General features: G+C 59.8%; 20 protein-coding genes. 11 read left to right on the top strand and 9 right to left on the bottom strand.

Translation table 11 applies throughout. From position 1 onward, the window contains the following. Window positions 1-272 precede the first annotated feature (272 nt). The 5 genes from map (at window position 273) to dapD (ending at window position 6,527) form a co-directional block, all read left to right on the top strand. Window positions 273-1,061 carry a type I methionyl aminopeptidase gene (map, locus tag G3M63_RS08810; protein ID WP_150300683.1) on the top strand — a complete coding sequence of 263 codons (789 nt, stop codon included), beginning with the start codon at window positions 273-275 and terminating at the stop codon, window positions 1,059-1,061. Between the two features lie 29 nt (window positions 1,062-1,090). Next, complete coding sequence (locus G3M63_RS08805) at window positions 1,091-3,793, top strand: [protein-PII] uridylyltransferase (RefSeq protein WP_256669987.1); 2,703 nt, start codon at window positions 1,091-1,093, stop codon at window positions 3,791-3,793. Window positions 3,794-3,803: 10 nt separating this feature from the next. Next, the gene (gene dapC, locus G3M63_RS08800; RefSeq protein WP_163982687.1) at window positions 3,804-5,000 is read left to right on the top strand and encodes a succinyldiaminopimelate transaminase; all 1,197 of its coding nucleotides are present in this window, start codon (window positions 3,804-3,806) and stop codon (window positions 4,998-5,000) included. A gap of 83 nt (window positions 5,001-5,083) precedes the next feature. Further along, window positions 5,084-5,461 carry an ArsC family reductase gene (locus G3M63_RS08795; RefSeq protein WP_371923560.1) on the top strand — a complete coding sequence of 126 codons (378 nt, stop codon included), beginning with the start codon at window positions 5,084-5,086 and terminating at the stop codon, window positions 5,459-5,461. Between the two features lie 31 nt (window positions 5,462-5,492). After that, on the top strand, window positions 5,493-6,527 hold the full coding sequence (gene dapD, locus G3M63_RS08790) for a 2,3,4,5-tetrahydropyridine-2,6-dicarboxylate N-succinyltransferase (RefSeq protein ID WP_163982685.1): 1,035 nt from the start codon (window positions 5,493-5,495) through the stop codon (window positions 6,525-6,527). Between the two features lie 89 nt (window positions 6,528-6,616). On the opposite strand, the gene tcdA is transcribed toward dapD, so the two are convergent. Beyond that, window positions 6,617-7,393, bottom strand: coding sequence for a tRNA cyclic N6-threonylcarbamoyladenosine(37) synthase TcdA (tcdA, locus tag G3M63_RS08785; protein ID WP_163982684.1), 777 nt, complete (start codon window positions 7,391-7,393; stop codon window positions 6,617-6,619). A 186-nt stretch (window positions 7,394-7,579) separates the two neighbouring features. Here tcdA and rlmF point away from each other — a divergent pair, with 186 nt between their 5' ends. The 5 genes from rlmF to trxC all read left to right on the top strand — a co-directional run bounded on the left by rlmF (window position 7,580) and on the right by trxC (window position 11,435). Beyond that, on the top strand, window positions 7,580-8,548 hold the full coding sequence (rlmF, locus tag G3M63_RS08780) for a 23S rRNA (adenine(1618)-N(6))-methyltransferase RlmF (RefSeq protein WP_163982682.1): 969 nt from the start codon (window positions 7,580-7,582) through the stop codon (window positions 8,546-8,548). A 45-nt stretch (window positions 8,549-8,593) separates the two neighbouring features. Continuing rightward, the gene (gene dapE / locus G3M63_RS08775; protein ID WP_163984222.1) at window positions 8,594-9,730 is read left to right on the top strand and encodes a succinyl-diaminopimelate desuccinylase; all 1,137 of its coding nucleotides are present in this window, start codon (window positions 8,594-8,596) and stop codon (window positions 9,728-9,730) included. Then, complete coding sequence (locus G3M63_RS08770) at window positions 9,730-10,533, top strand: putative RNA methyltransferase (RefSeq protein WP_163982680.1); 804 nt, start codon at window positions 9,730-9,732, stop codon at window positions 10,531-10,533. Before dapE ends, G3M63_RS08770 begins: the two co-directional genes overlap by 1 nt. 11 nt (window positions 10,534-10,544) lie before the next feature. Beyond that, the gene (locus G3M63_RS08765; protein ID WP_150300675.1) at window positions 10,545-10,931 is read left to right on the top strand and encodes a hypothetical protein; all 387 of its coding nucleotides are present in this window, start codon (window positions 10,545-10,547) and stop codon (window positions 10,929-10,931) included. 69 nt (window positions 10,932-11,000) lie between these two features. Beyond that, on the top strand, window positions 11,001-11,435 hold the full coding sequence (gene trxC / locus G3M63_RS08760) for a thioredoxin TrxC (RefSeq protein WP_178100959.1): 435 nt from the start codon (window positions 11,001-11,003) through the stop codon (window positions 11,433-11,435). 58 nt (window positions 11,436-11,493) lie between these two features. Here trxC and G3M63_RS08755 read toward each other — a convergent pair whose 3' ends face one another. Genes G3M63_RS08755 through G3M63_RS08740 form a run of 4 tightly spaced genes read right to left on the bottom strand, consistent with a single transcriptional unit; the run spans window position 11,494 to window position 16,018 of the window. Beyond that, entirely contained in the window at window positions 11,494-12,483 is a 990-nt protein-coding gene (locus tag G3M63_RS08755; protein WP_163982679.1) for a DUF4340 domain-containing protein, read from the bottom strand. Between the two features lie 12 nt (window positions 12,484-12,495). After that, window positions 12,496-14,340 carry a Gldg family protein gene (locus tag G3M63_RS08750; RefSeq protein ID WP_163982677.1) on the bottom strand — a complete coding sequence of 615 codons (1,845 nt, stop codon included), beginning with the start codon at window positions 14,338-14,340 and terminating at the stop codon, window positions 12,496-12,498. Window positions 14,341-14,357: 17 nt separating this feature from the next. Continuing rightward, window positions 14,358-15,092, bottom strand: a complete 735-nt coding sequence (locus tag G3M63_RS08745; protein ID WP_150300672.1) for an ABC transporter permease — start codon at window positions 15,090-15,092, stop codon at window positions 14,358-14,360. Continuing rightward, window positions 15,089-16,018: an ABC transporter ATP-binding protein gene (locus tag G3M63_RS08740; protein ID WP_150300671.1), complete on the bottom strand. Its 930-nt coding sequence runs from the start codon at window positions 16,016-16,018 to the stop codon at window positions 15,089-15,091. The genes G3M63_RS08745 and G3M63_RS08740 overlap by 4 nt, the downstream gene beginning before the upstream one ends. Before the next feature lie 356 nt (window positions 16,019-16,374). Here G3M63_RS08740 and plsB point away from each other — a divergent pair, with 356 nt between their 5' ends. Then, window positions 16,375-18,858, top strand: coding sequence for a glycerol-3-phosphate 1-O-acyltransferase PlsB (gene plsB / locus G3M63_RS08735; protein ID WP_163982674.1), 2,484 nt, complete (start codon window positions 16,375-16,377; stop codon window positions 18,856-18,858). 17 nt (window positions 18,859-18,875) lie between these two features. Here the strand turns inward: plsB and G3M63_RS08730 are convergent, their stop codons facing one another. The 4 genes from G3M63_RS08730 to adk form a co-directional block, all read right to left on the bottom strand. After that, on the bottom strand, window positions 18,876-19,676 hold the full coding sequence (locus G3M63_RS08730; protein ID WP_150300850.1) for a class I SAM-dependent methyltransferase: 801 nt from the start codon (window positions 19,674-19,676) through the stop codon (window positions 18,876-18,878). 23 nt (window positions 19,677-19,699) lie between these two features. Further along, window positions 19,700-20,014 carry a hypothetical protein gene (locus G3M63_RS08725; RefSeq protein ID WP_150300669.1) on the bottom strand — a complete coding sequence of 105 codons (315 nt, stop codon included), beginning with the start codon at window positions 20,012-20,014 and terminating at the stop codon, window positions 19,700-19,702. Between the two features lie 146 nt (window positions 20,015-20,160). Further along, window positions 20,161-20,838, bottom strand: a complete 678-nt coding sequence (gene tsaB, locus G3M63_RS08720) for a tRNA (adenosine(37)-N6)-threonylcarbamoyltransferase complex dimerization subunit type 1 TsaB (RefSeq protein WP_150300668.1) — start codon at window positions 20,836-20,838, stop codon at window positions 20,161-20,163. Between the two features lie 96 nt (window positions 20,839-20,934). After that, the gene (adk, locus tag G3M63_RS08715) at window positions 20,935-21,582 is read right to left on the bottom strand and encodes an adenylate kinase (protein WP_150300667.1); all 648 of its coding nucleotides are present in this window, start codon (window positions 21,580-21,582) and stop codon (window positions 20,935-20,937) included. Window positions 21,583-21,667 lie beyond the last annotated feature (85 nt).

Below are 21,667 nucleotides of genomic sequence, written 5' to 3'. Positions count from 1 at the left end.
CCACGTATCCCATAGTCCAACCCCGGAGGGCACCCAGGACAATGTGTCGATACGTGTGCGGTTTCAGTTTTCGCCTGGTGCAAAATAGCTGCGTTCTCTCAGGCGCGGCGCTTTATACCATATCGAGAGGGCTGCGGAAATAAGAAGTTGCCGGACGGTCACCTCCGCGGCTCCAGGCATGGCTGATGAACACACCCTGGCATGTCTGGTAAACTGTGTGGCTTGTTCAGCCCCTACGCCAGTTCAGGCGTCGTAAACGAGAGAGCCCAATCATGACAGTTACCATCAAGACTCCGGAAGATATCGCCGGCATGCGCATCGCTGGTCGGCTGGCCGCTGAAGTACTGGAGATGATCGGTGAGCATGTCAAACCGGGCGTCACTACGGAGGAGCTGGACCGTATCTGTCACGACCACATCGTCAACGTGCAGAAGGCCATCCCTGCGCCTTTGAACTACGGCGGCGCTCCCGACCGGATCCCTTTCCCCAAGTCCATATGCACCTCGATCAACCACGTGGTCTGTCATGGCATCCCGAACGAAAAACCGTTAAAGAGTGGCGACGCGCTCAATATCGATGTCACTGTTATCAAGGACGGTTACCACGGCGACACCAGCAAGATGTTTCTGGTCGGTGACGTACCCGAATGGATGGAGCGGCTCGCCAGGGTGACACAGGAGTGTATGTATAAAGGTATTTCGGTGGTCCGCCCCGGTGCCCGCCTGGGAGATATCGGTCATGTGATCCAGACCCATGCGCACGCCAACCACTACAGTGTCGTGCGTGAATATTGTGGTCATGGCATTGGCAAGGTATTCCACGAGGAGCCCCAGGTGCTGCATTATGGCCGCGCCGGCACCGGCATCGAATTGAAAGAAGGTATGATTTTCACCATCGAGCCGATGATCAATCAGGGCCGCGCCGAAACCCGCCTGCTCGGCGATGGCTGGACCGCCATCACCAAGGACCGCAAGATGTCCATGCAGTGGGAACACACTGTACTGGTTACCGCCGACGGCTATGAAGTGCTCACCCTGCGCGGGGAAGAAAGCTTCAGGTAACCGGCACACGCCATACCGAGGATATTACCGTGGATCACGAACTTTTCGACCGGGGCCAGTTTCAGGCTGAGCTGGCCTTGAAGAGCAGCCCTGTGGCTGCCTTCAAGAAAGCCATCAAGCATGCTGACCACATCCTCAAGGTGCGCTTCAATGGCGGCCGCGACATCCGCAAGCTGGTGCATGACCGGGCCTGGTTTACCGACCAGATACTCACCCAGGCCTGGAGTCGACTCGCCTGCGCGCAGGACCCGAATATCGCGCTGCTGGCCGTAGGCGGCTATGGTCGCGGTGAGCTGCACCCCCATTCCGATATCGACCTGCTGATTCTGCTGCGTGACGACAATGCAGACCCCTACCGTGACTCCATTGAACAGTTTCTGATGCTGCTTTGGGATATCGGTCTGGAAGTGGGTCAGAGTGTGCGTTCGGTTACCCAGTGTCAGGAAGAGGCACGTGCCGATATTACCGTCATTACCAACCTGATGGAGTCGCGCACCCTTGCCGGCGGCGAGGACCTGCGTCAGGCGATGATCGCCAACATTGGTACCGATAAAATGTGGAGCGACGCTGAATTCTTCCGTGCCAAGCGGGCGGAACAGCAGGCGCGCCACGCCAAGTTCAACGACACTGAATATAACCTCGAGCCCAACGTCAAGGGCTCCCCTGGCGGGCTGCGGGACATCCAGACCATCGGCTGGGTGGCGTTGCGGCACTTCGGCACCAGCGATCTGCGCCAACTGGTTGATCGCGGTTTCGTCAATGAATCGGAGTATCAGATTCTGGCATCCGGCCAGGCCTTCCTGTGGAAGGTACGCTTCGCCCTGCACCATCTGGCTGGCCGTGCAGAAGACCGCCTGCTGTTCGACCATCAGCGCGCCCTCGCGAGGTTGCTGGGTTATGAGGATAACGACACCAAACTCGGCGTTGAAAGCTTCATGCAGCGCTACTTTAGGGTGGTGATGTCCCTGTCGCAGCTGAATGACCTGCTGATGCAACACTTCGAGGAAATCCTTCTGCGTGATGCCGAAGCCGCGGACATCACCCCGCTCAATGCTCGCTTCCGGATCCGCGATCATTACATTGAAGTGACTGACGAGCAGGTATTCAAACGCACACCCTCCGCGCTGCTGGAAATTTTCCTGCTGATGGCCCAGCACGTCGAAATCCGGGGAGTACGCGCCGGGACCATCCGCCTGTTGCGCGACCACCGGCATCTTATTGATGATGACTTTCGCAACGATATTCAGAACACCAGTCTGTTCATCGAGCTGCTGCGTTGCCGGCAAGGGATCCACCGCAACCTGCGGCGAATGAATCGCTACGGCATCCTGGGCCGCTACCTGCCGGAATTTGGCAAGATTGTCGGGCAGATGCAGCACGATCTTTTCCATATCTATACGGTCGATGCCCATACGCTCAACCTGATCAAGCATTTGCGCAAGCTCGGTTATGCCGACTATCAGGAGAAGTACCCGCTGGCATGGCGCATATTCAACCGCCTGCCCAAACCGGACCTGCTGTATATGGCCGGCCTGTATCACGATATCGCCAAAGGCCGGGGTGGCGACCACTCCGAGTTGGGCGCGGTGGATGCGGAGATCTTCTGCAAGCGTCACAAGCTGCCGGCCTGGGACACCCATCTGGTCAGCTGGCTGGTGGGCAATCACCTGCTGATGTCCACCACGGCGCAGCGCAAGGACATTTCCGACCCGCAGATCATTCACGATTTCGCGCTGCGCGTGGGCAATCAGGTACGCCTGGACTATCTGTACGTATTGACCATCGCCGACATCAATGCCACCAACCCGACCTTGTGGAATTCGTGGCGCGCCTCCCTGCTGCGCCAGCTGTATACCGAAACCAAGCGCGCACTGCGCCGCGGGCTGGAAAACCCACCCAACCGCGACGAGCATATCCATCAGACTCAGCAGGCCGCACTGGACATTCTGGTGCGCAGCGGCATAGACGAAGAAGACGTCGAGGCGCTCTGGGAATATCTGGGAGAGGATTACTTCCTTCGCCATACTGCCAACGATATCGCCTGGCACACGGAGGCCATCGCCCAGCATGCTGACAAGCATGTACCGCTGGTCCTGATCAAGGAAACCGCTCAGCGCGAATTTGAAGGGGCTACCCAGATCTTCATCTATACGCCCGAACAGAACGACCTGTTTGCAGCGACGGTTGCCGCGATGGACCAGCTTAATCTGAGCATTCAGGATGCCCGGGTCATTACCTCGACGGGGCGTTTCAGCCTGGACAACTACATTGTCCTGGACGCCGATGGCGAATCCATCGGCGATAATCCTGAGCGCGTCCGACAGATCAAACGCGGCCTGGTCGAGGCTCTGTCTGATCCTGATTCCTATCCGTCCATCATCCAGCGCCGCGTCGCGCGTCAGCTCAAGCTTTTTGCCTTCCCCCCCGAGGTCACCATCTTCAATGATCACGGTGGCCAACACACGATTCTCGAGCTCAGCGCACCTGACCGTCCGGGTTTGCTGGCGCGCATGGGCAAGATCTTCCTGGACTTCGATATCAGCGTCCAGAACGCCAAGATTGTCACGCTGGGTGAACGCGTGGACGACGTATTCGTACTCACCGACGCGAACAACGAGCCACTATCGGACCCTGATCTGTGCGCGCGCTTGCAATCCACTATTGTCGAAACCCTGGGCAATACCCAACAACCAGATACCAGCCGCTCGCGTGATATCGCGACCGGGCATTGAGGACCGCCGGATGAATACCGATCTGCAACGCCTGCAACCCTACCCGTTTGAAAAGTTGCGTGCGTTGATCGCCGACGTCGTACCCAATCCGGAGCTGCGCCCGATTGCATTGTCGATTGGCGAGCCCAAGCATGCCTCGCCCCGGTTTGTGCTGGACGCGCTGAGTCAGAATCTCGACAAGGCGGCGATATACCCGACCACTGCCGGGACGCCGGAGCTGCGTACATCAATCACCGACTGGCTTACCCGCCGCTTCGACCTGCCGGCTGGCAGCCTGAACCCCGACGCCAATGTGATTCCGGTGAATGGCACCCGCGAAGCGTTGTTTTCCTTTACCCAGGCCGCCGTCAAGCGTGACCCGCAGGGCCTGGTAGTCAGCCCGAATCCCTTTTATCAGATCTATGAAGGTGCAGCGTTTCTGGCCGGGGTAGAGCCGCACTATCTGGCGTGTGATGCCTCCAATCACTTTGTGCCCGATTTCGCCGCCGTTCCCGCAGACGTGTGGCAGCGCTGCCAGCTGCTGTTCATCTGTACGCCGGGCAATCCCACCGGAGCGGTAATAGCGCTGGAAACACTGCAGCAACTGATCCGCCTGGCTGATCAATACGACTTCATCATCGCGTCGGATGAGTGCTACAGCGAAATCTACGCACCCGGTCAACCGGCTCCAGTCGGCCTGCTGCAGGCCTGCGCTGACATGGGCCGGGATGACTTCGCCCGCTGCGTGGTATTCCACAGTCTGTCCAAACGTTCCAACCTGCCCGGCCTGCGTTCGGGCTTCGTCGCTGGGGATGCCAACCTGCTCAAGCCCTACCTGACCTACCGGACCTATCACGGCTGCGCCATGCCGGTGCAAACGCAGCTGGCGAGCATTGCCGCCTGGCAGGACGAGCAGCACGTGGAGGACAACCGCGAGCAGTACCAGGCCAAGTTCGACGCGGTGCTGGATATTTTCGGCGACGTGCTCGAGGTACAACGCCCGGACGCGGGTTTCTATCTCTGGCCGAAGACACCGATGGATGATGAAAGCTTCACCCGCCGCTTGCTCGCCGAGCAAAACGTATCGGTGGTACCGGGTCGCTACCTTTCACGTGACGTGGACGGGTATAACCCTGGTGCCGGACGCGTACGCATGGCCCTGGTCGCACCGCTGGCCGACTGCATCGAGGCTGCGCAACGCATCCGACGCTTCGTTGAGAATCTCTGAGTTGCGCGCCGCCTGACAGCCGCAGCACCGACGTGGCATAATCCGGCCCTCGTTTTTTGGCCCTGGCCTTTATGGAGACGCCCGTGTCTGACGAACTATCCAGCAGTGACGCCAGCCCGGTTTGCCTGTATGGCATCAAGGCTTGCGACACCATGAAGAAAGCCCGTACCTGGCTCGACGAGCAGGGCATTGCTTACCGCTTCCATGACTACAAGAAGGAAGGCATCGACGCCGGGCGACTTGAGGCCTGGTGCAGCGAGCATGGCTGGGAAAAGATCCTCAATCGTCAAGGCACCACCTTCCGCAAGCTTGCCGACGCAGACAAGCAGGACATAGATACCCATAAGGCTGTTGCTCTGATGCAGGCCAACCCTTCAATGATCAAGAGACCGGTACTCGATATCGGCTCGGAACGCCTGGTGGGCTTCAAGCCCGAGCTCTACGCACGCGCTTTCGATTGATCTCCACGAACCATGCAAAGGAATACCCCCCATGAGCGAATGTTTCAGCCTGGCCTTCGGCATTGGAACCCAGAACAGCGCAGGTGACTGGCTGGAAGTGTTCTACCCCCAGCCCCTGCTCAATCCCGACAGCGCGCTGCTGAAGGTATTGGCTGAGCAGCTCGGCTACGAAGGCGGCAATCAGGCGATAGCCGTTTCTCCGAGCCAGTGCGAAACGCTGGGCAAAGCCATTGAAGCCGCCGGCTTCGCCGAAACGGGCGCCCTTGTCGCTCAGTTGACCAGCAGCAACAAGCCGCTGGTAGCAACCATCCTGGCAACTGACGAAGCGCCCTCTTCAACGCCTGAGGCGTACCTGAAGCTGCATCTGCTCTCGCACCGTCTGGTCAAGCCGCACGGTGTAGTGTTGGCGGGCATCTTCCCGCTGCTGCCCAACGTGGCCTGGACCAACCAGGGCGCCATTGATGTCAATGAACTGCCCCAGCGGCAGCTCGCAGCCCGTTTGAAAGGTGAAACCCTGAATGTACACAGCATCGACAAGTTCCCGTCGATGACCGAGTACGTCGTGCCCAGCGGGGTGCGCATTGCCGATACCGCACGGGTGCGCCTGGGCGCCTATGTTGGTGAAGGCACCACGGTCATGCATGAAGGCTTCATCAACTTCAATGGTGGCACCGCAGGCACCAGCATGGTCGAAGGACGAATTTCCGCTGGCGTGTTCGTTGGCAAGGGCTCCGATCTGGGCGGTGGTTGCTCCACCATGGGCACCCTGTCCGGTGGCGGCAACATCGTCATCTCTGTTGGCGAAGGCTGCCTGATCGGCGCCAATGCCGGTATCGGTATTCCGCTGGGCGATCGCTGCACCGTCGAGGCAGGCCTGTACATCACTGCGGGCATCAAGGTCGCTTTGCTGGACGATGCCGACAATCTGGTGGAAACCGTCAAGGCTCGTGACCTGGCGAACCAGACGGATCTGCTGTTCCGTCGCAACTCGCAGACCGGTGCCATTGAATGCAAAACCAACAAGAGCGCCATCCAGCTCAACGATATGCTGCACGCGCATAACTGATCCAAAGCTGGAAGCTGGAAGCTGGAAGCTGCGCGGCTGGGAGCTGGTGCTTCTAGCTTCTAGCTTCTAGCTTCTAGCTTCTAGCTCCCTTACTTTAGCAACCGCTCGACGATCTTCGCAGCGATATTCAATCCGAAGGCCCCGGTGACCATCGAGACAGCACCTATCCCCCCCTCGCAATCGAGCTTGACCGTCTCCCCGTTGAAGGTTTTCTGCCTGCATACCCCGCCGTCGGACGAGGGATAGCGCAACTGTTCGGTTGAATAGACACAGGGCACGCCAAAGCTGCGTTTGCTGTCAGCCCTGGGGAAATTATGGTTGCGCCGCAACTGCGAGCGCGCCTTGGCGGCGAGCGGGTCATTGGTGGTTTTTGACAGATCCGCCACCTTGATCTGGGTCGGGTCGATCTGCCCGGCGGCCCCGCCAGCCGTAACGATAGGAATACGCCTGCGCCGACACCAGGCAATCAGCGCCACCTTGGAATTGACGCTATCGATGCAATCGGCCACTGCATCCAGCTCTTCAGTAATGTACTGGGGCAAGGTGCTTTCCGTCACGAAATCCATGATCGCGCTAACCTGGCAATCGGGGTTGATTGCCCGCAAGCGTTCCGCCATTACATCAACCTTGGGACGGCCGACCTGTCCTTCCAGGGCCGGCAATTGCCGGTTGGTATTGGTCTGACACACCTCATCAAGATCAATCAGCGTGATCCGTCCGATACCTGTGCGGCCTAACGCTTCGGCTGCCCAGGAGCCCACGCCACCGATGCCCACGATAGCCACATGGCTGTCACGCAGACGCGCCAGGCCCTCGTTACCATAAAGCCGGGCAATACCACCGAAACGGGGATCATCTGTACTCATGCACACCTCATCATCAACTTCGCGAAGTATAACGCAGCGACCTGGCTGCCAGGACATGGCATCAGCCTGCATGCAGATACAGGTGCTATAGCCGCTTGTTCGACAAAGCTCGCTACACTGCCATAACGCCGATTCTGCTTTGCACTCGACGTCCTGTATCCTGTCGTTCTTTACCGAGAGTTTTCCATGTCCAGCAAGTCCGCACCCCGTAAACCCGCAGCCACCCTGCATCCGCGCAACCGTCACCAGGGCCGCTACGACTTCAAGACGCTGGGCAAGTTGCAACCCGAGCTACTCGAATACCTGATACCCGGCAAGGACCACAATCTCACTCTGGATTTCACCAACCCCGCAGCCGTCAAAGCACTTAACCGGGCGCTGCTGCAACACCACTACGGCGTCCAGGACTGGGACATTCCCGCCGGTTATTTGTGCCCGCCTGTACCCGGTCGGGCCGATTACGTGCATGCACTGGCCGATCTGATCGGAGAGAGCCATGACGGGCAGATTCCACGTGGCCCGAAGCTGGTCGGACTGGACATTGGTACCGGCGCCAACCTGATCTATCCGTTGATCGGTAACCGTGATTACGGTTGGCGCTTTGTTGGCACCGATATCGACGCACCGGCCCTGAGCAACGCCCGGCGCATTGTAGCCGCCAATCCGTCACTGGCGGAGCAGATAGAGCTGCGCCTGCAGCGAGATAACGAAAAGCTTTTGCACAACATTGTCGGCACCGGGGAGCGCTTCGATTTCACCCTGTGCAATCCTCCTTTTTATACCGACGCCGAGGCAGCCCGTCAGGCCAACAAACGCAAATGGCGCAATCTGGAAGAACAGCATGGCAAGCAGCTGTCGCCGCATCAAAGCTTTGGGGGCCAAGCCAACGAACTGTATTGCAGCGGGGGCGAGATAGGCTTCCTCGGCCGTCTGGTGAAAGAGAGCAGCGCATTCGCCACCTCGGTCTTCTGGTTCAGCAGCCTGGTGTCCAAGGGCGCCAACCTGGACGAACTGCAGCAGCAATTACGCGAACTGGGCGCGCGTGACATACGCGTGGTGCCTATGACGCAAGGCCTCAAGCACAGCCGGATGCTGGCCTGGACCTTTCTCGACAAGAAACAACGCCGCGCCTGGCGCAAGGCGCGCTGGAGCTAGTCTGGTATCATGGCGCGGAATTTCAACGACCTGCGAACCGAGCCCATGACCGACCTCTCCCCTACCCTTTCTCTGGCCTGCGACCTGATCTCCCGCGATTCGACCACGCCGGAGGATGCCGGCTGCCAATCCCTCATGGGCGAACGTCTGGCAGCGGCCGGCTTCGGGCTGGAGTCCATGCGCTTCGGCGACGTGGACAACCTGTGGGCGCGGCGGGGCACTGAAGGACCCGTGCTGTGTTTTGCCGGGCACACCGATGTCGTGCCGACGGGGCCTGTGGAGCGCTGGACCCAGCCTCCCTTCGAGCCGGCGATACGTGACGGCATGCTCTGGGGACGCGGCGCTGCGGATATGAAGGGTAGCCTTGCGGCGATGGTTGTCGCGGTTGAGCGTTTTGTAGCAGCACACCCTGATCACAAGGGCTCAATCGCCTTCCTGATCACCAGTGACGAAGAAGGCCCGGCTACCGAGGGCACGATCAAGGTGGTTGAAACACTGGTCAAGCGCGGCGAGAAAGTCGATTGGTGCATTGTTGGCGAGCCCTCCAGCACCGAGGCGGTCGGCGATATCGTCAAGAATGGCCGGCGTGGTTCGCTGAATGCCCGGCTGGTGATCAAGGGCAAGCAGGGCCATGTGGCCTATCCACACCTGGCACGCAATCCGATTCACCTTGCCGCGCCGGCACTCGCGGCTCTCGCGCACGAGACTTGGGACGCGGGTAACGCTTTCTTTCCGCCTACCAGCTTCCAGATTTCCAATATCAATGCAGGCACGGGCGCGACCAACGTGGTGCCCGGCGAGCTCGAAGCGCTGATCAACTTCCGCTTTTCCACCGAATCCACGGTCGAAGGCTTGCAGCTCCGGGTAACCGATATCCTCGACCAACACGGCCTGGACTATGACCTGGAATGGACGGTCTCCGGCCTGCCTTTTCTCACTGAACCCGGTGCCCTGCTCAATGGCGTTTCCGCGGCAATTCGTCAGGTGACCGGTCGCGATACCCAGCCGTCGACATCCGGCGGCACCTCCGATGGCCGCTTCATTGCCACCATGGGCACCCAGGTGGTCGAGCTCGGTCCGGTCAACGCAACCATTCACCAGCTCGACGAGCACGTATCCGCTGCTGACCTGGACACGCTGACCGATATCTATCAGGCCACCCTTGAACAGTTGCTGCGCTGATGCTTGAACTGATCTGTCCACACTGCCGCGAGCCTTTGACCGCCACTGAGCGCAACTGGCGTTGTATCAACGGCCACAGCTATGACCAGGCCCGGCAGGGCTACCTGAACCTCCTGCTTGTTCAACACAAGAACAGCCGCCGACCGGGTGACACGCCCACCATGCTGGCTTGCCGCCAAACATTCCTGGACGCAGGGCATTACCAACCGGTGAGTGACGCGATCAATCGGCTGTTTGCCGGGTTGGTGCCAGGCACGCTGCTGGATATGGGCTGCGGCGAAGGCTATTACACACAACGTCTGGCCGCGGCCCTGCCCGATACTGCAATGGGCGGCCTGGACATCAGCAAGGACGCTGTAATCAAGGCCTGCCGCCGCAGCCGCTCGATCCAGTGGATGGTAGCCTCCAGCGCGCGCCTGCCGGTCTCCGATGCCAGCCTTGACGCCGCGCTCTGTGTATTCAGCCCGTGGTCCTGGGAAGAATGTCTGCGCTGCGTCCGGCCCGGCGGACATATCCTGCTGGTAGGACCGCATGCCGATCACCTGTTGAGCTTGCGCGAGAAACTCTACGACAGCGTTCACCCCACGCCCGAACTGATAAAACAACTGCCCGAAGGCCTGCGCATCGTCAATGATGAGGTCCTGCGCTATGCTCTTGATCTGGAGTCAGCTGATCTGGCCAGCCTGATCGGTATGACACCACATGGCTTCCGCAGCCGCCCCGAGCGCCAGCAGGCCCTGCTGGATTCGGGACTGCCGGGGCTCGAGGTGGCCATGCGTATGGTTCTGCTGCAACGTTGCTGAGAGGAATATCCGTGCGACAACCCGATGTAGAGATTTACCTGCGTGAAGATCATCTCGACGCACTGACCAGCTGGCTGGAACAGACCTTCGAAGGTCTGGAGCTCAAGGCATGGAACGGCCTTACCCGGCATGGCACCCTGAGGCTGGACGGTCAGGCGATTCCATTGATGATCGTGCGCAAAGCGGCGGGTAAATGGGCCAGCGTCTGGTTCGACAGCGACGCCACCCCCTGGGACACCGATCTCGACTGTGCGCGCGCCATTCAGGCAGCCACTGGCCACGAGGTTCGCTGCTCGGTGGGTGGCTGGTCCGAGGAACAGGGGGATGCGGATGCTGACCGCTGGATGAAAGTGAACGAGGAAGGCGAAACAGAATTCATCTGGGCGCAGAAGCCCTGAACAGGGTCTGTTGTCGTTTCATCGCGGCCTCGATGAAATGACAACAGACCCTAGCCGTGGGAGCACATAATGAACCAACCCATGATCGTTGCCTGTGGCCATTGCCACCGTAAAAATCGCCTCGATATCAGCCGCCTGGATTCTGATCCCCGTTGCGGCGTGTGCAAGCAGGCGCTGTTCACCGGCCAGCCGGTGCCGCTGAACGCAGCGCAGTTTCGCACCCATGCCTCCGCCGACCTGCCGCTGATTGTGGATTTCTGGGCGCCCTGGTGCGGACCCTGCCTGCAGTTCGCTCCCGTATTCGAGCAGGCTGCGGCCTCCATCGAACCACGTGCCAGGCTGGTCAAGATCAATACCGAAGACGAGCAGGCGCTGGCTGGCCAGTACGGTATTCGCAGCATTCCGACCCTGATGCTGATTCGTGGAGGGAAAGAAGTTACCCGCATGGCCGGAGCACTGCCTGCGGCCCAGTTCAAGCAATGGGTCAACCAGCAACTCGGCTGACCGCAGCCCGGCTGACCCGCGTGATCTGCCGGGTGGCGCCGGTAAACTTTCCTGATGCTTACTCCTGCCCTGCCTGCTCCGGCTGGTTACGCACGATATCCGCGTGACGCTTGACCAGCTGCTCGACCTGACCAATCGCCAACTGATAGGCCCAGCGTTCATCCGCATTCACCTCCAGCTCGACATCCTCCGGGCTGACGAAGCGATCAATGACCAGCCAGTAGCGCCCATCGATACCGTGCAGATCGGCATGCAGCTCCGCGCCCTGCCAGGTTTGCATCTGCATGCGCAGCAGCGGCTCCTGCAGCTGCAGATCTTCACGTAGCGCGACACTTTGGGCACGCAGGTTGGCCAGCGCCAGTACCATGCTGTTGACCCAGCGCTCATTGCCTGCCTGAAGCGCCGGTTCCAGCCCGGCGAGACGGAAGTTGTAATCCCCTTCCTTGGCCTTGTCGAGCTGCAGGACCTCGCCATCGGCATGCTCCCAACGCGCCGATGACAGCTGCTCCATGGGGATATCGATGACGTCCAGAGCCAACCACTCGTTGCTGTTCACCGTCATGCTCAGCGGACGATTGACCAGCCATACCTGGTCATCATCGGCAAAGCGCACCAACTGGCCGCTGCCGACGGTATTGCCGTACAGCAGGGTGATTTCGGCGTCGCCCTTCAGGTTCACAGCGAGTGTCTCCGCTCCCTCGGCATCCGGATCCAGCCCAAGCCGGGCGTGATGGTCGGGATTGGCTGTCTGGTCCTCGATAATGCGCGCGCCTCGCAGGGCGTGCAGCAAGGCCGCCAAGCGCTCACGCTGCGCAGGGAACAGGTGGTGTTCAGCAACGCCCCAGTCCTTGTCCGTACGCACCAGTTCAACAGACGCATCACCACGCGATAGCGTGATGCGTTCCACCTCGGCAAGCTGGGCGAGTTGCGCCTCGTTCAGCAACGGGCGGCTTTCCAGATCAGCAACCCGGTCACTGCCCTGCATACGCAGGGCAATCACAACCAGAGCCACAGTGAGCAGCGCCAGCGCTGCGATCAGCTTTTTCATTGCAGAATCTCCTCAGGCAGACCGCCGGCGCAGGCGGCCAACCAACAACCACAACAGCACGCCCAGGGTGATTAACGCCGGTACCAGCGCAATATTGATCACCTTCAGCTGAGTGCCGAGTTGCTCGATATCCTTGTTCAGCTGGAAGCGCACATCGCGCAATTGCTTGCGGATCTGCAGTTTCTGGTCCAGATACCGCTGAATTTCCTGCTCCTGTTCGGCCGAGAGTTCACTCAGCTGCGACGGGTCCTGGCTCTGTTGCATCTGCGCCAGGCGCTGCTCGGTTTCAGCCAGCTGCTGCTGCAATCGCTGTTCGCTGGCACGGAAGCGCTGCTCCGCGTTACGCTGAAGCTCTTCCACCACGGTGAAGGGCCGGCTGAAATCGCCACGTGACCGCACGCTGATCAGCGCCTCGGAACCGGACAGGTTATCCAGCGCGTTGAACAGCAACCCGCCGTTGTCCGCCCAGGGCTGCGGTACCCGCTCGCCAAAGAAATCCTGCACCTGCACCCACATGCGATCAGTCAGCATGTCGGTATCAGCAACCACCATGACATTGATATTGTCCGCTTCGGTCAAACCAGGCTCGCGCTCGGCAAGGCCATCCGGATACGCCGTTTTCGCCGGCCCCTGCAGTCGCGCAGCGAAATGATAGGTCTGCTCGTCCGCCTTGAAGCCGTCAAGCAACACCTCGGGGTCGCGCATCGCGGTGAAGCGTTCGCTGGATACCAGAGCGCTATTGGTGGTGCTGGAGAACAGAGGTGTAAAGACGGTCTCGCTGCCCTCTTGCGGAATCAGAGCGCCGCCCGTGCCAACTGTCAGCAGGCTCAATGGAGCGGTGACGGTGTCGTCCTCGTTCAGCTGTGCCGGTTCCAGCTCGAGCCAGCCAATATGCCGGGCAGGCAACTGACCCTGTCCACGGCCGACCGACATGCCCAGGCGTGCATCGACTACTACCTGGCTGGGATCGTAGCGCACACCCCAGCTTTTCAGTAGCGGCCCGAGATCCGACGCCTTGCCGTCGGCCATCATATCCAGCATCGCCTCCTGGCTCTGGTCGGCCTCGGCTAGCGGGTCGATGAATGCCAGCAAGCGACCGCCCCGCAGGACGAACTGATCGATCGCATACAGCGCGGACTCGCTCAGCGCTTTGGGATGCACCAACCACAGCACTTCAAGCTCCTCGGGTATTGCATCGACATCATGATCGAGTTCGCGGATATTAAACATCTGTTGTACTTGCTCAAAGGCAATCCATGGCGGACTGGCCTGGCCGGTCATGGGGTTCATGCCACCGGACATTGGCAGACCGGAGATAACCCCGATTTCGGATTTTTCGGGCTGAGCCAGACTATTGATCAGACGGCTCAGTTCGTACTCCAGCAAACCCTCCTGCTCCATGGCAAAGAACGGGATCACTTCGCGCTGGGCCAGCGAGTTGGTGCCGGCGAGACCGAAATACAGCTGCTCACCCGACTGCGACAGCGGAACAGCCTGCAGGCCGAACTCGGCGGCGCGGTCCTCTGCTTCCGAGAACGGTTGCGGATCGATGATCCGCAGGTCCAGCTTGCCGTCGGCTACACGCTCATATTCCTTGAGCATTTCCTCAACGCGGCGCGCGTAGTTGCGCAGCATCACCATGTCCTGGCTGGCGCGGTCGGAGAAAAAGAAATTGAGCGTGATCGGCTCTTCCAGATCTTCAAGAATCTGCCGGGTGCCATCGGAGATGGTGAACAGTTTCTGATCGGTGAGATCAAGCCGTGCGCCTGACAGCAGCACGCTGGAAGCCATATTGAATGCGATGAAGGCCAGCAGCAGTACCAGCAGGCCGGCACCTGAATACATTAAACGTTTCATTGTTCGGTCTCCTCGCCTCAATCGGCCTTTTTAAGGTCGATGACAATCGCTGTGGCACATAACCAGGCGGCCATGAGCGATATGAAATACAACAGATCTCGCAGATCCAGGACGCCCTTGCTGATGGCGTCGAAGCGAATCAGGAAACTGAGCGAGGCGATGGCATCGACCAGCCATTGGGGAGCCCAACCGCTGAACAGATCCAGTACCAGCGGCAGACCGCTGACGATAAATATGAAACAGGCGACCACGCTGACGATAAACGCGATGACCTGGTTCTTGGTCAGCGCCGACATGCATGAACCAATCGCCAGATATCCGCCAGCCAGCAGCCAGCTTCCGATATATCCGGTGATGATTGCGCCGTTATCCGGATTGCCCAGGTAATTCACGGTGATCACTATGGGAAAGGTCAGCAGCAAGGCGATGCCGACAAACACCCAGGCCGCCAGAAACTTGCCCAGCACCATGTCGGTACGCGATACCGGCAGCGTCATCAGCAGCTCAATGGTTCCGGACTTGCGCTCCTCAGCCCACAACCGCATTGCCACCGCCGGTACCAGGAACAGGTACAACCAGGGGTGGAAGTTGAAAAAGGCGTTCAGGTCGGCCTGGCCGCTTTCATAGAAGCTGCCAAGGTAGAAGGTGAAAACCGCCGCCAGGACGAGAAAGATAACGATGAAAATGAACGCCAGGGGCGTAGCGAAGTAGCTGCCCAGTTCGCGCTTGAATATCACACCCAGATTTTTCATGCTGCCTCCCCTGCGGTCAGGCGACGGAAGACTTCATCCAGGCGTCCCCGCTCGACGGACAATTCCTTGACCGGCCAATTTTGCTCGCGGGCGTACTGGCCCACCGCCGGAAAAACCACTTCGCCGGGTTTGGCGACGACGGTGAGCAATTGACCATCGCGCTGACGTTCAACATCGAGCACACCGGGCAGCGCCAATAATGGAGCGCTATCGACGGCATGTTCGAGATCGACAGTCACCGCCTGGTGATAGCGGGAGCGGGCTTCGAGCTCGTCCGGCGTACCGTCCGCCAACAGGCGGCCACGACCGATGACCACAGCGCGGGTACACACAGCGCTGACTTCTTCGAGAATATGCGTGGAAATCACCACGATCTTGTTGCTGCCGCTGGCCAGTTGCTGGATCAGGTTGCGCACCTGGTGCTTCTGGTTCGGGTCAAGCCCGTCGGTAGGCTCGTCGAGAATAAGCACCTGCGGATCGTGCAGGATGGCCTGGGCCAGGCCTACGCGGCGCTTGAAGCCCTTGGACAGCGTCTCGATGCTCTGACCGAGCACGCCATTGAGTTCCAGCTGCTCGGCCGCGAGGGCAACGCGCTTGTGCTTCTCGGCGCCCGAGAAACCGCGCACTTCGGCGATAAACTCGAGGAATCGCTTTACCCGCATGTCGCCATAACAAGGCGCACCCTCCGGCAGATAACCCATCTGTTGCTGCGCCTGCAGGATCTGCGTCTGGATATCGTATCCGCAGACCGAGGCTGAACCACCATCAGGCGTGAGGAACCCGGTGAGCATTTTCATGGTGGTGGACTTGCCAGCGCCATTAGGCCCGAGAAATCCCAGTACTTCCCCCGGTTGTACGTCGAAGGACAAATTGTCCACGGCGACATGGTCGCCAAATCGTTTGGTCAGGCTGTTTATCTTTATCATGGCCTCTTTTCCATCTCCCCCGAGATTGGCATGCCGCAGGCACGCGGCTATCGCAAAGCGCAAGGATACATGGATTGCCGAACCGCAGGGTGATAGACGAAAACGGGGACGCGAACGTGATAAAACAGGGAATACACGCTGAGCCGCATCCTGCAGACTCTGCGGCCCGGCATGAACGTAGCCGAGCACGACGTGAAATATGCGGGCATCAGGCATCGATTTCAAGGTTTGCGTAACGGCCCTGCAATGCACGCTGTCACACTGGAGCAAACCGGCTAGAATTCGGTTTCGCCTGTTTCCAGCCGGGCCGCCGCATGCGGGTGATGGAAACTGTCCCAGACTTTGCAGGAAGCATTATGTCAGCTGTTTATTCCTATTTCTTCGGCCGCCTGCGTTTTGGTTTGCTGCGCCGGCTGCTGTATCTATGGTCTCGCTCGACAAGCACCGGTGATGCAGCATTCAACGACCAACTCGACCCGCAGCTGCCCATCGTCTATGTGCTGCCCTACCGCTCTCTCTCTGACTTGCTGGTGCTGGATCATGAGTGCGACCGCGCCGGCCTGCCGCGTCCGGTTCGCAGCATCGAGACGCTGGATGAGGAAGAGGCGCACGTGTTCCTCAGCCATGAACATGCCTGGACAGCCCGCCCCGATCCGCGCCGCCAGTCACCCCGCTTGCAACGGGTACTGGCCACGGTGGATAACAACCCCCAACTGGACGTCCAGCTGGTGCCGGTCAGCGTCTTCTGGGGCCAATCCCCTGAGGTCGAGTCCTCGCCGATCAAGCTGCTGTTTGCCTATAACTGGACAGTTAGCGGACGTTTGCGCAAATTGCTCGCCATTGTGCTGCACGGTCGCAAGATCAGGGTCCGCTTCGGTGCGGCAATTTCGTTACGTGAGCTGAGTGATCAGCAGATTGGCAATGAGCGCAGTTTGCGGCGTATCAACCGTTTGCTGCGCGTACATTTCCGCCAGCAGCGCGGCGCCGTGGTCGGTCCCGACCTCTCCCACCGCCGTTCGTTATTGAAGGGCCTGTTGCATGCGCCGACGGTGCGCCAGGCCATTGAGCGCGAAGCGCTTGAAAGCGGAGAAGACCAGGCCAAGGCAAAGCGTGAAGCGACCCGTTACGCCGATGAAATTGCCTCGGATTTTACCTACACCATCATCCGCTTCATGGAAGTGGTGCTGTCCTGGTTCTGGAACAAGCTATACGAAGGCGTCCGGGTAAACCATATCGAGCGGGTTCAGGAGATCGCGCGGGGCAACGAGATCGTCTATGTCCCCTGCCACCGTAGTCATATCGATTACCTTTTGCTGTCTTACACCTTGCTGCAACACAGCCTGACCCCGCCGCATATTGCTGCCGGCATCAACCTCAACATGCCAGTCATCGGCGGCATCCTCCGTCGTGGTGGTGCGTTTTTCATGCGCCGCACCTTTCGTGGCAACGCGTTGTACACCGCCGTGTTCAATGAATACCTGCACATGCTGTTCAGCCGCGGCTTCCCGGTGGAATATTTCATCGAGGGCGGTCGGTCCCGTACCGGTCGCACCCTGAATCCCAAGACCGGGATGCTCGCCATTACCCTGCGTAGTTTCCTGCGTTCATCACGCCGACCGATTGTATTCGTGCCGGTGTATATCGGTTATGAACGGGTGCTCGAAGGTCGCACCTATCTGGGCGAGCTGCGTGGACAGGAGAAGAAGAAGGAATCCTTTTTCGATATCTTCCGTGTGCTTTCCGCACTGAAGCAGCGCTTCGGTCAGGTCGCGGTGAACTTTGGCGAGCCGGTATCGCTCTCTGCTTTCCTCGATGAGCAACAACCGGATTGGCGCAAGATGGACCATGGCAGCGACTTCAAGCCCGCCTGGCTGCCAGACACCACCAACCGGCTCGCGCACACTCTGGCGGCTTCGATTAACGCCGCCGCTGACGTTAACCCGGTCAACCTGGTATCCCTGATCATGCTGTCCACACCCCGGCTGGCACTGGATGAACGGGGGTTGGTGCGCCTGCTGGACGCCTACCTCACGCTGCTGCGTCGGGTGCCCTATAGCCGCAGCATTACCCTCCCTGAAATGGGCGGGCAGGAGATCATCCGCTACGTCGAGGCGATGGAGCTGATCGGCCGCCAATCCGATGCGCTGGGCGAGATCCTCTACCTGGATGAACCCCAGGCAGTCTTGATGACCTATTACCGCAACAATGTGCTGCACCTGGTGGCGCTGCCAGCGCTGATTGCCTGCCTGTTCCTCAACAACTCACGCATGACCCGTGAACAGATCCGGCGCCTGGTCATGGCGCTATATCCCTACCTGCAGGGCGAACTGTTCATGCACTGGCGCGAAGAACAATTACCGGACGTCATCAACGACTGGATTGACGGCCTGATCGACCAGAACCTGCTGCATGAGGAGAACCAGCAAATTCACCGGCCGGACCCGAGTTCTGCCGAGTTCGTCCTGCTCAGCCTGCTGGCACGCAGCATTCTGCAGATGCTTGAACGGTTCTACATGGCCGCCGCCCTGCTGCTGAACAACCCAAACGGCACCCTGAGTGCAGAATCACTCGAAGCGCTCTGTACGGTCATGGCCCAGCGGCTCTCGATACTGCACGGGTTGAATGCACCTGAGTCCTTCGACAAGACGCTGTTCCGCCAGTTTATTCAGCGGCTGATCGAGATGGAGGTGCTGCAAGCAGATTCGCAGGGGCAACTGCACTATCAACCGGAGCTGGAAGATATCGCCGAGAATGCGGCTAAACGTGTATTGAGCGCGGAGATCAGATTATCGATCAAGCAGGTAGCGCGGACGCAGGCGGAGGTAGGGGAGCAGGCGTAACGCCACCGCGCCAGCTCTCAGCCTTCCAGCTTCCGCTTGCCGTAAATATCGTAGCGGCTGGATTGCCCGGTAAGCTGCGCACTCGGTGCCTGGCCTTCAATGGCTGGCGCCTTGCGCGCGCGCTTCACCGCCACACGGTGGCTGGCCAGCTGCAGCGCCGCTTCGAGTAGCGCCGGCGCGTCCGTATCATCGCCCGCCAGCGGCCGGAACAGACGCATCTCCTTCTTTACCAGCGCCGACTTGTCGCGATGTGGAAACATCGGATCCAGGTGAATAACCTGGGGGACAGGCCCTTCCCAATCCCGCATGGTCTGGATGGCATCGGCCTGAATCAGGCGCATGCGCCCAGCAATGTCGGCGACCTTGCCGCCGCTCTGCCGGGCGCGTTCCAGACCATCGGCCAGCAGCGCCGCGATGACCGGCTGACGTTCCAGCATGATGACGTCACAACCGAGCGCGGCCAGCACGAAGGCATCGCGTCCGAGGCCCGCTGTTGCGTCAAGTAAATTGGGACGAATCGAGCCCCTGACACCGACCGCACGTGCCACCATTTGCCCGGCGCCGCCACCGAATAGCCGACGGTGCGCCAGCGCACCTTCCACAAAATCGACGCGCACCGGGCCCGGTGCGTCCGGACCACTCAATCGCAGGCTCAGTCCATCGGCGCCCACCTGCAGCATCATTTCGGGAAGCGGATCGTCGCTTCCAATACAGGCATAACCGAGACGTATCGCAAGCTCAGCGGCGCGCGCCTCGTATTCAGGCGCCAGCCAGGTGACGCCCAGAGAGGCGGTGGCAACGGCGGGCGCAGCAGACATGGGCGGGTAAACGTAGGAGTCCATCAAGCGTACAGATCAATGCCGAACACGCCTTCGACCTCGTCGTGCGTCGTCATGCTGGCCGTCGTGTGGTAGCTGGCCAATGCCTGACTGGCACGACTGTGGACAGGCTCTGCACTGTCCCGGCGAGCCGGAATATATTCGGCAACTGCGGTAGAAGCACTGACATGGCGGGCATCCGCATTGCGCGAAATCTCAATCCTGGCTGACGAGCCGGATTGATCCACGCGCGCCACTTCGCTCCCCGGAGCCGGTGAGACCGGCCGTATCCCGCGGCTTGGTAACGTATTGAACGGGTTGTAACCATCCAGACGCATAAGGACTCCGGGTGAATGAAAATGCGGGCGACCTCTGTATGAGCCTGGACTCAGAGAGGGTTGCCAACCTGTGACAGCGGATCAACAGCAAATATCCTCGTGGCGTGCATTCTGCCACAGATACGGACCCCCCTTGCTGGACTGTTTTACCTGGGCGGCTGCTTCGGCGTCGCGACCTGGTCACGCAGATAAACGGGCTGTGCATCTGCCGCATCCAGCAAATCACGCGATTGCCAACGCGGCAGCGCCAGACTGAGCAGGTCACGCGCATCAGGCAATAATTCAGGCCATGCCTGATCAACTTTAACCGCCAGTCGGTCAGCGTACTGCCAGCCCGTACCGGCACCAACCTGGCTGCTCATGCCGTCCGGCAGGCTCACCGCTTCCGGCGCGCTGACCAACTCCGTGCCGACCAACTGCATGACGTCATCCTTCACCTGGTAGCACCCCCAGTACACCTCATCCATGCGTGCATCGATTGCCGCACAGACCTGCTCGGCGCCGTGTTCGCGCCAGGCACGCTGAGCCAGCGCCGCCAGATTGGATATATCAATGACCGGTTTGTCTGCCGCAAAGGCGAGTCCCTGAACCATGCCGGTCGCAATACGCACGCCGGTAAAGGCCCCGGGCCCCCGGCCAAACACCAGCGCATCGAGCTGCATCAAGCTCACGCCGCTTTCCTGCAGCAGCTCGTCGATCATTGGCAACAATCGCTTGGCATGCTGCCGCGGTATGACCTCATGGCGGGCATAGACCTTACCGTCGTGCAGCAGCGCGGCGGAACAGGCTTCGGTGGCGGTATCCAGTGCTAGCAAAGTGGCCATGCGTGATGTGTCGTCCGGTCGGAGGGGCCGAAATTGTACCCAAACGAAAAGGCCCGTGCGACTGCTGTCACACGGGCCTTTTGTACACAGCACTACTCAGGTCAGAGCATCGAGAACTTTGGATGTTATCTCATCCACAGTACCGACACCTTCGACCCGCGAACACTTGGGCGTGCCCTGCGTTTCGCTCAACTGACGATAGAACTCGACCAGCGGCTGGGTCTGGGTGTGATAGATTTCCAGACGCTTGCGGATGGTTTCTTCCTTGTCATCATCGCGCTGAATCAGTACTTCACCGGTCAGATCGTCGACCCCGACAGCCTTCGGCGGATTGTGATCGATGTGATAGATACGACCAGAGCCGGCATGAACCCGGCGGCCAGAGAGACGCTGAACGATTTCTTCGTCTTCAACAGCGATTTCGAGCACGTGGTCGATGGTGATGCCCGCGTCGACCAGCGCTTCGGCTTGAGGAATAGTGCGAGGGAAGCCGTCAAACAGAAAACCGTTGGTGCAGTCGTCCTGCGTGATGCGCTCCTTGATAAGTCCAATAATCAGGTCATCCGAGACCAGCCCGCCGCTATCCATAACTTCCTTGACCAACAGGCCCATCTCACTGCCAGCCTTGACCGCTGCGCGCAACATGTCGCCTGTGGAGATCTGGGGAATGCCGAAACGCTTGCATATGAACTGGGCCTGAGTGCCCTTGCCCGCGCCTGGAGCGCCCAATAGGATTACACGCATTGCTGAACTCCTCGTTCTAACTGATAACCGGGGGCCGCCTGGGGTGCATGACCGAAGGCTGGCGGACACCAGCCGGGGGCTGGCG

The organism is Pseudomonas sp. OIL-1 (assembly GCF_010669185.1).
Taxonomy (GTDB): Bacteria; Pseudomonadota; Gammaproteobacteria; order Pseudomonadales; family Pseudomonadaceae; genus Halopseudomonas; species Halopseudomonas profundi.
Note: the sequence above shows the minus strand (reverse complement) of the source record. Positions and strands in the feature narration are given on the sequence as shown.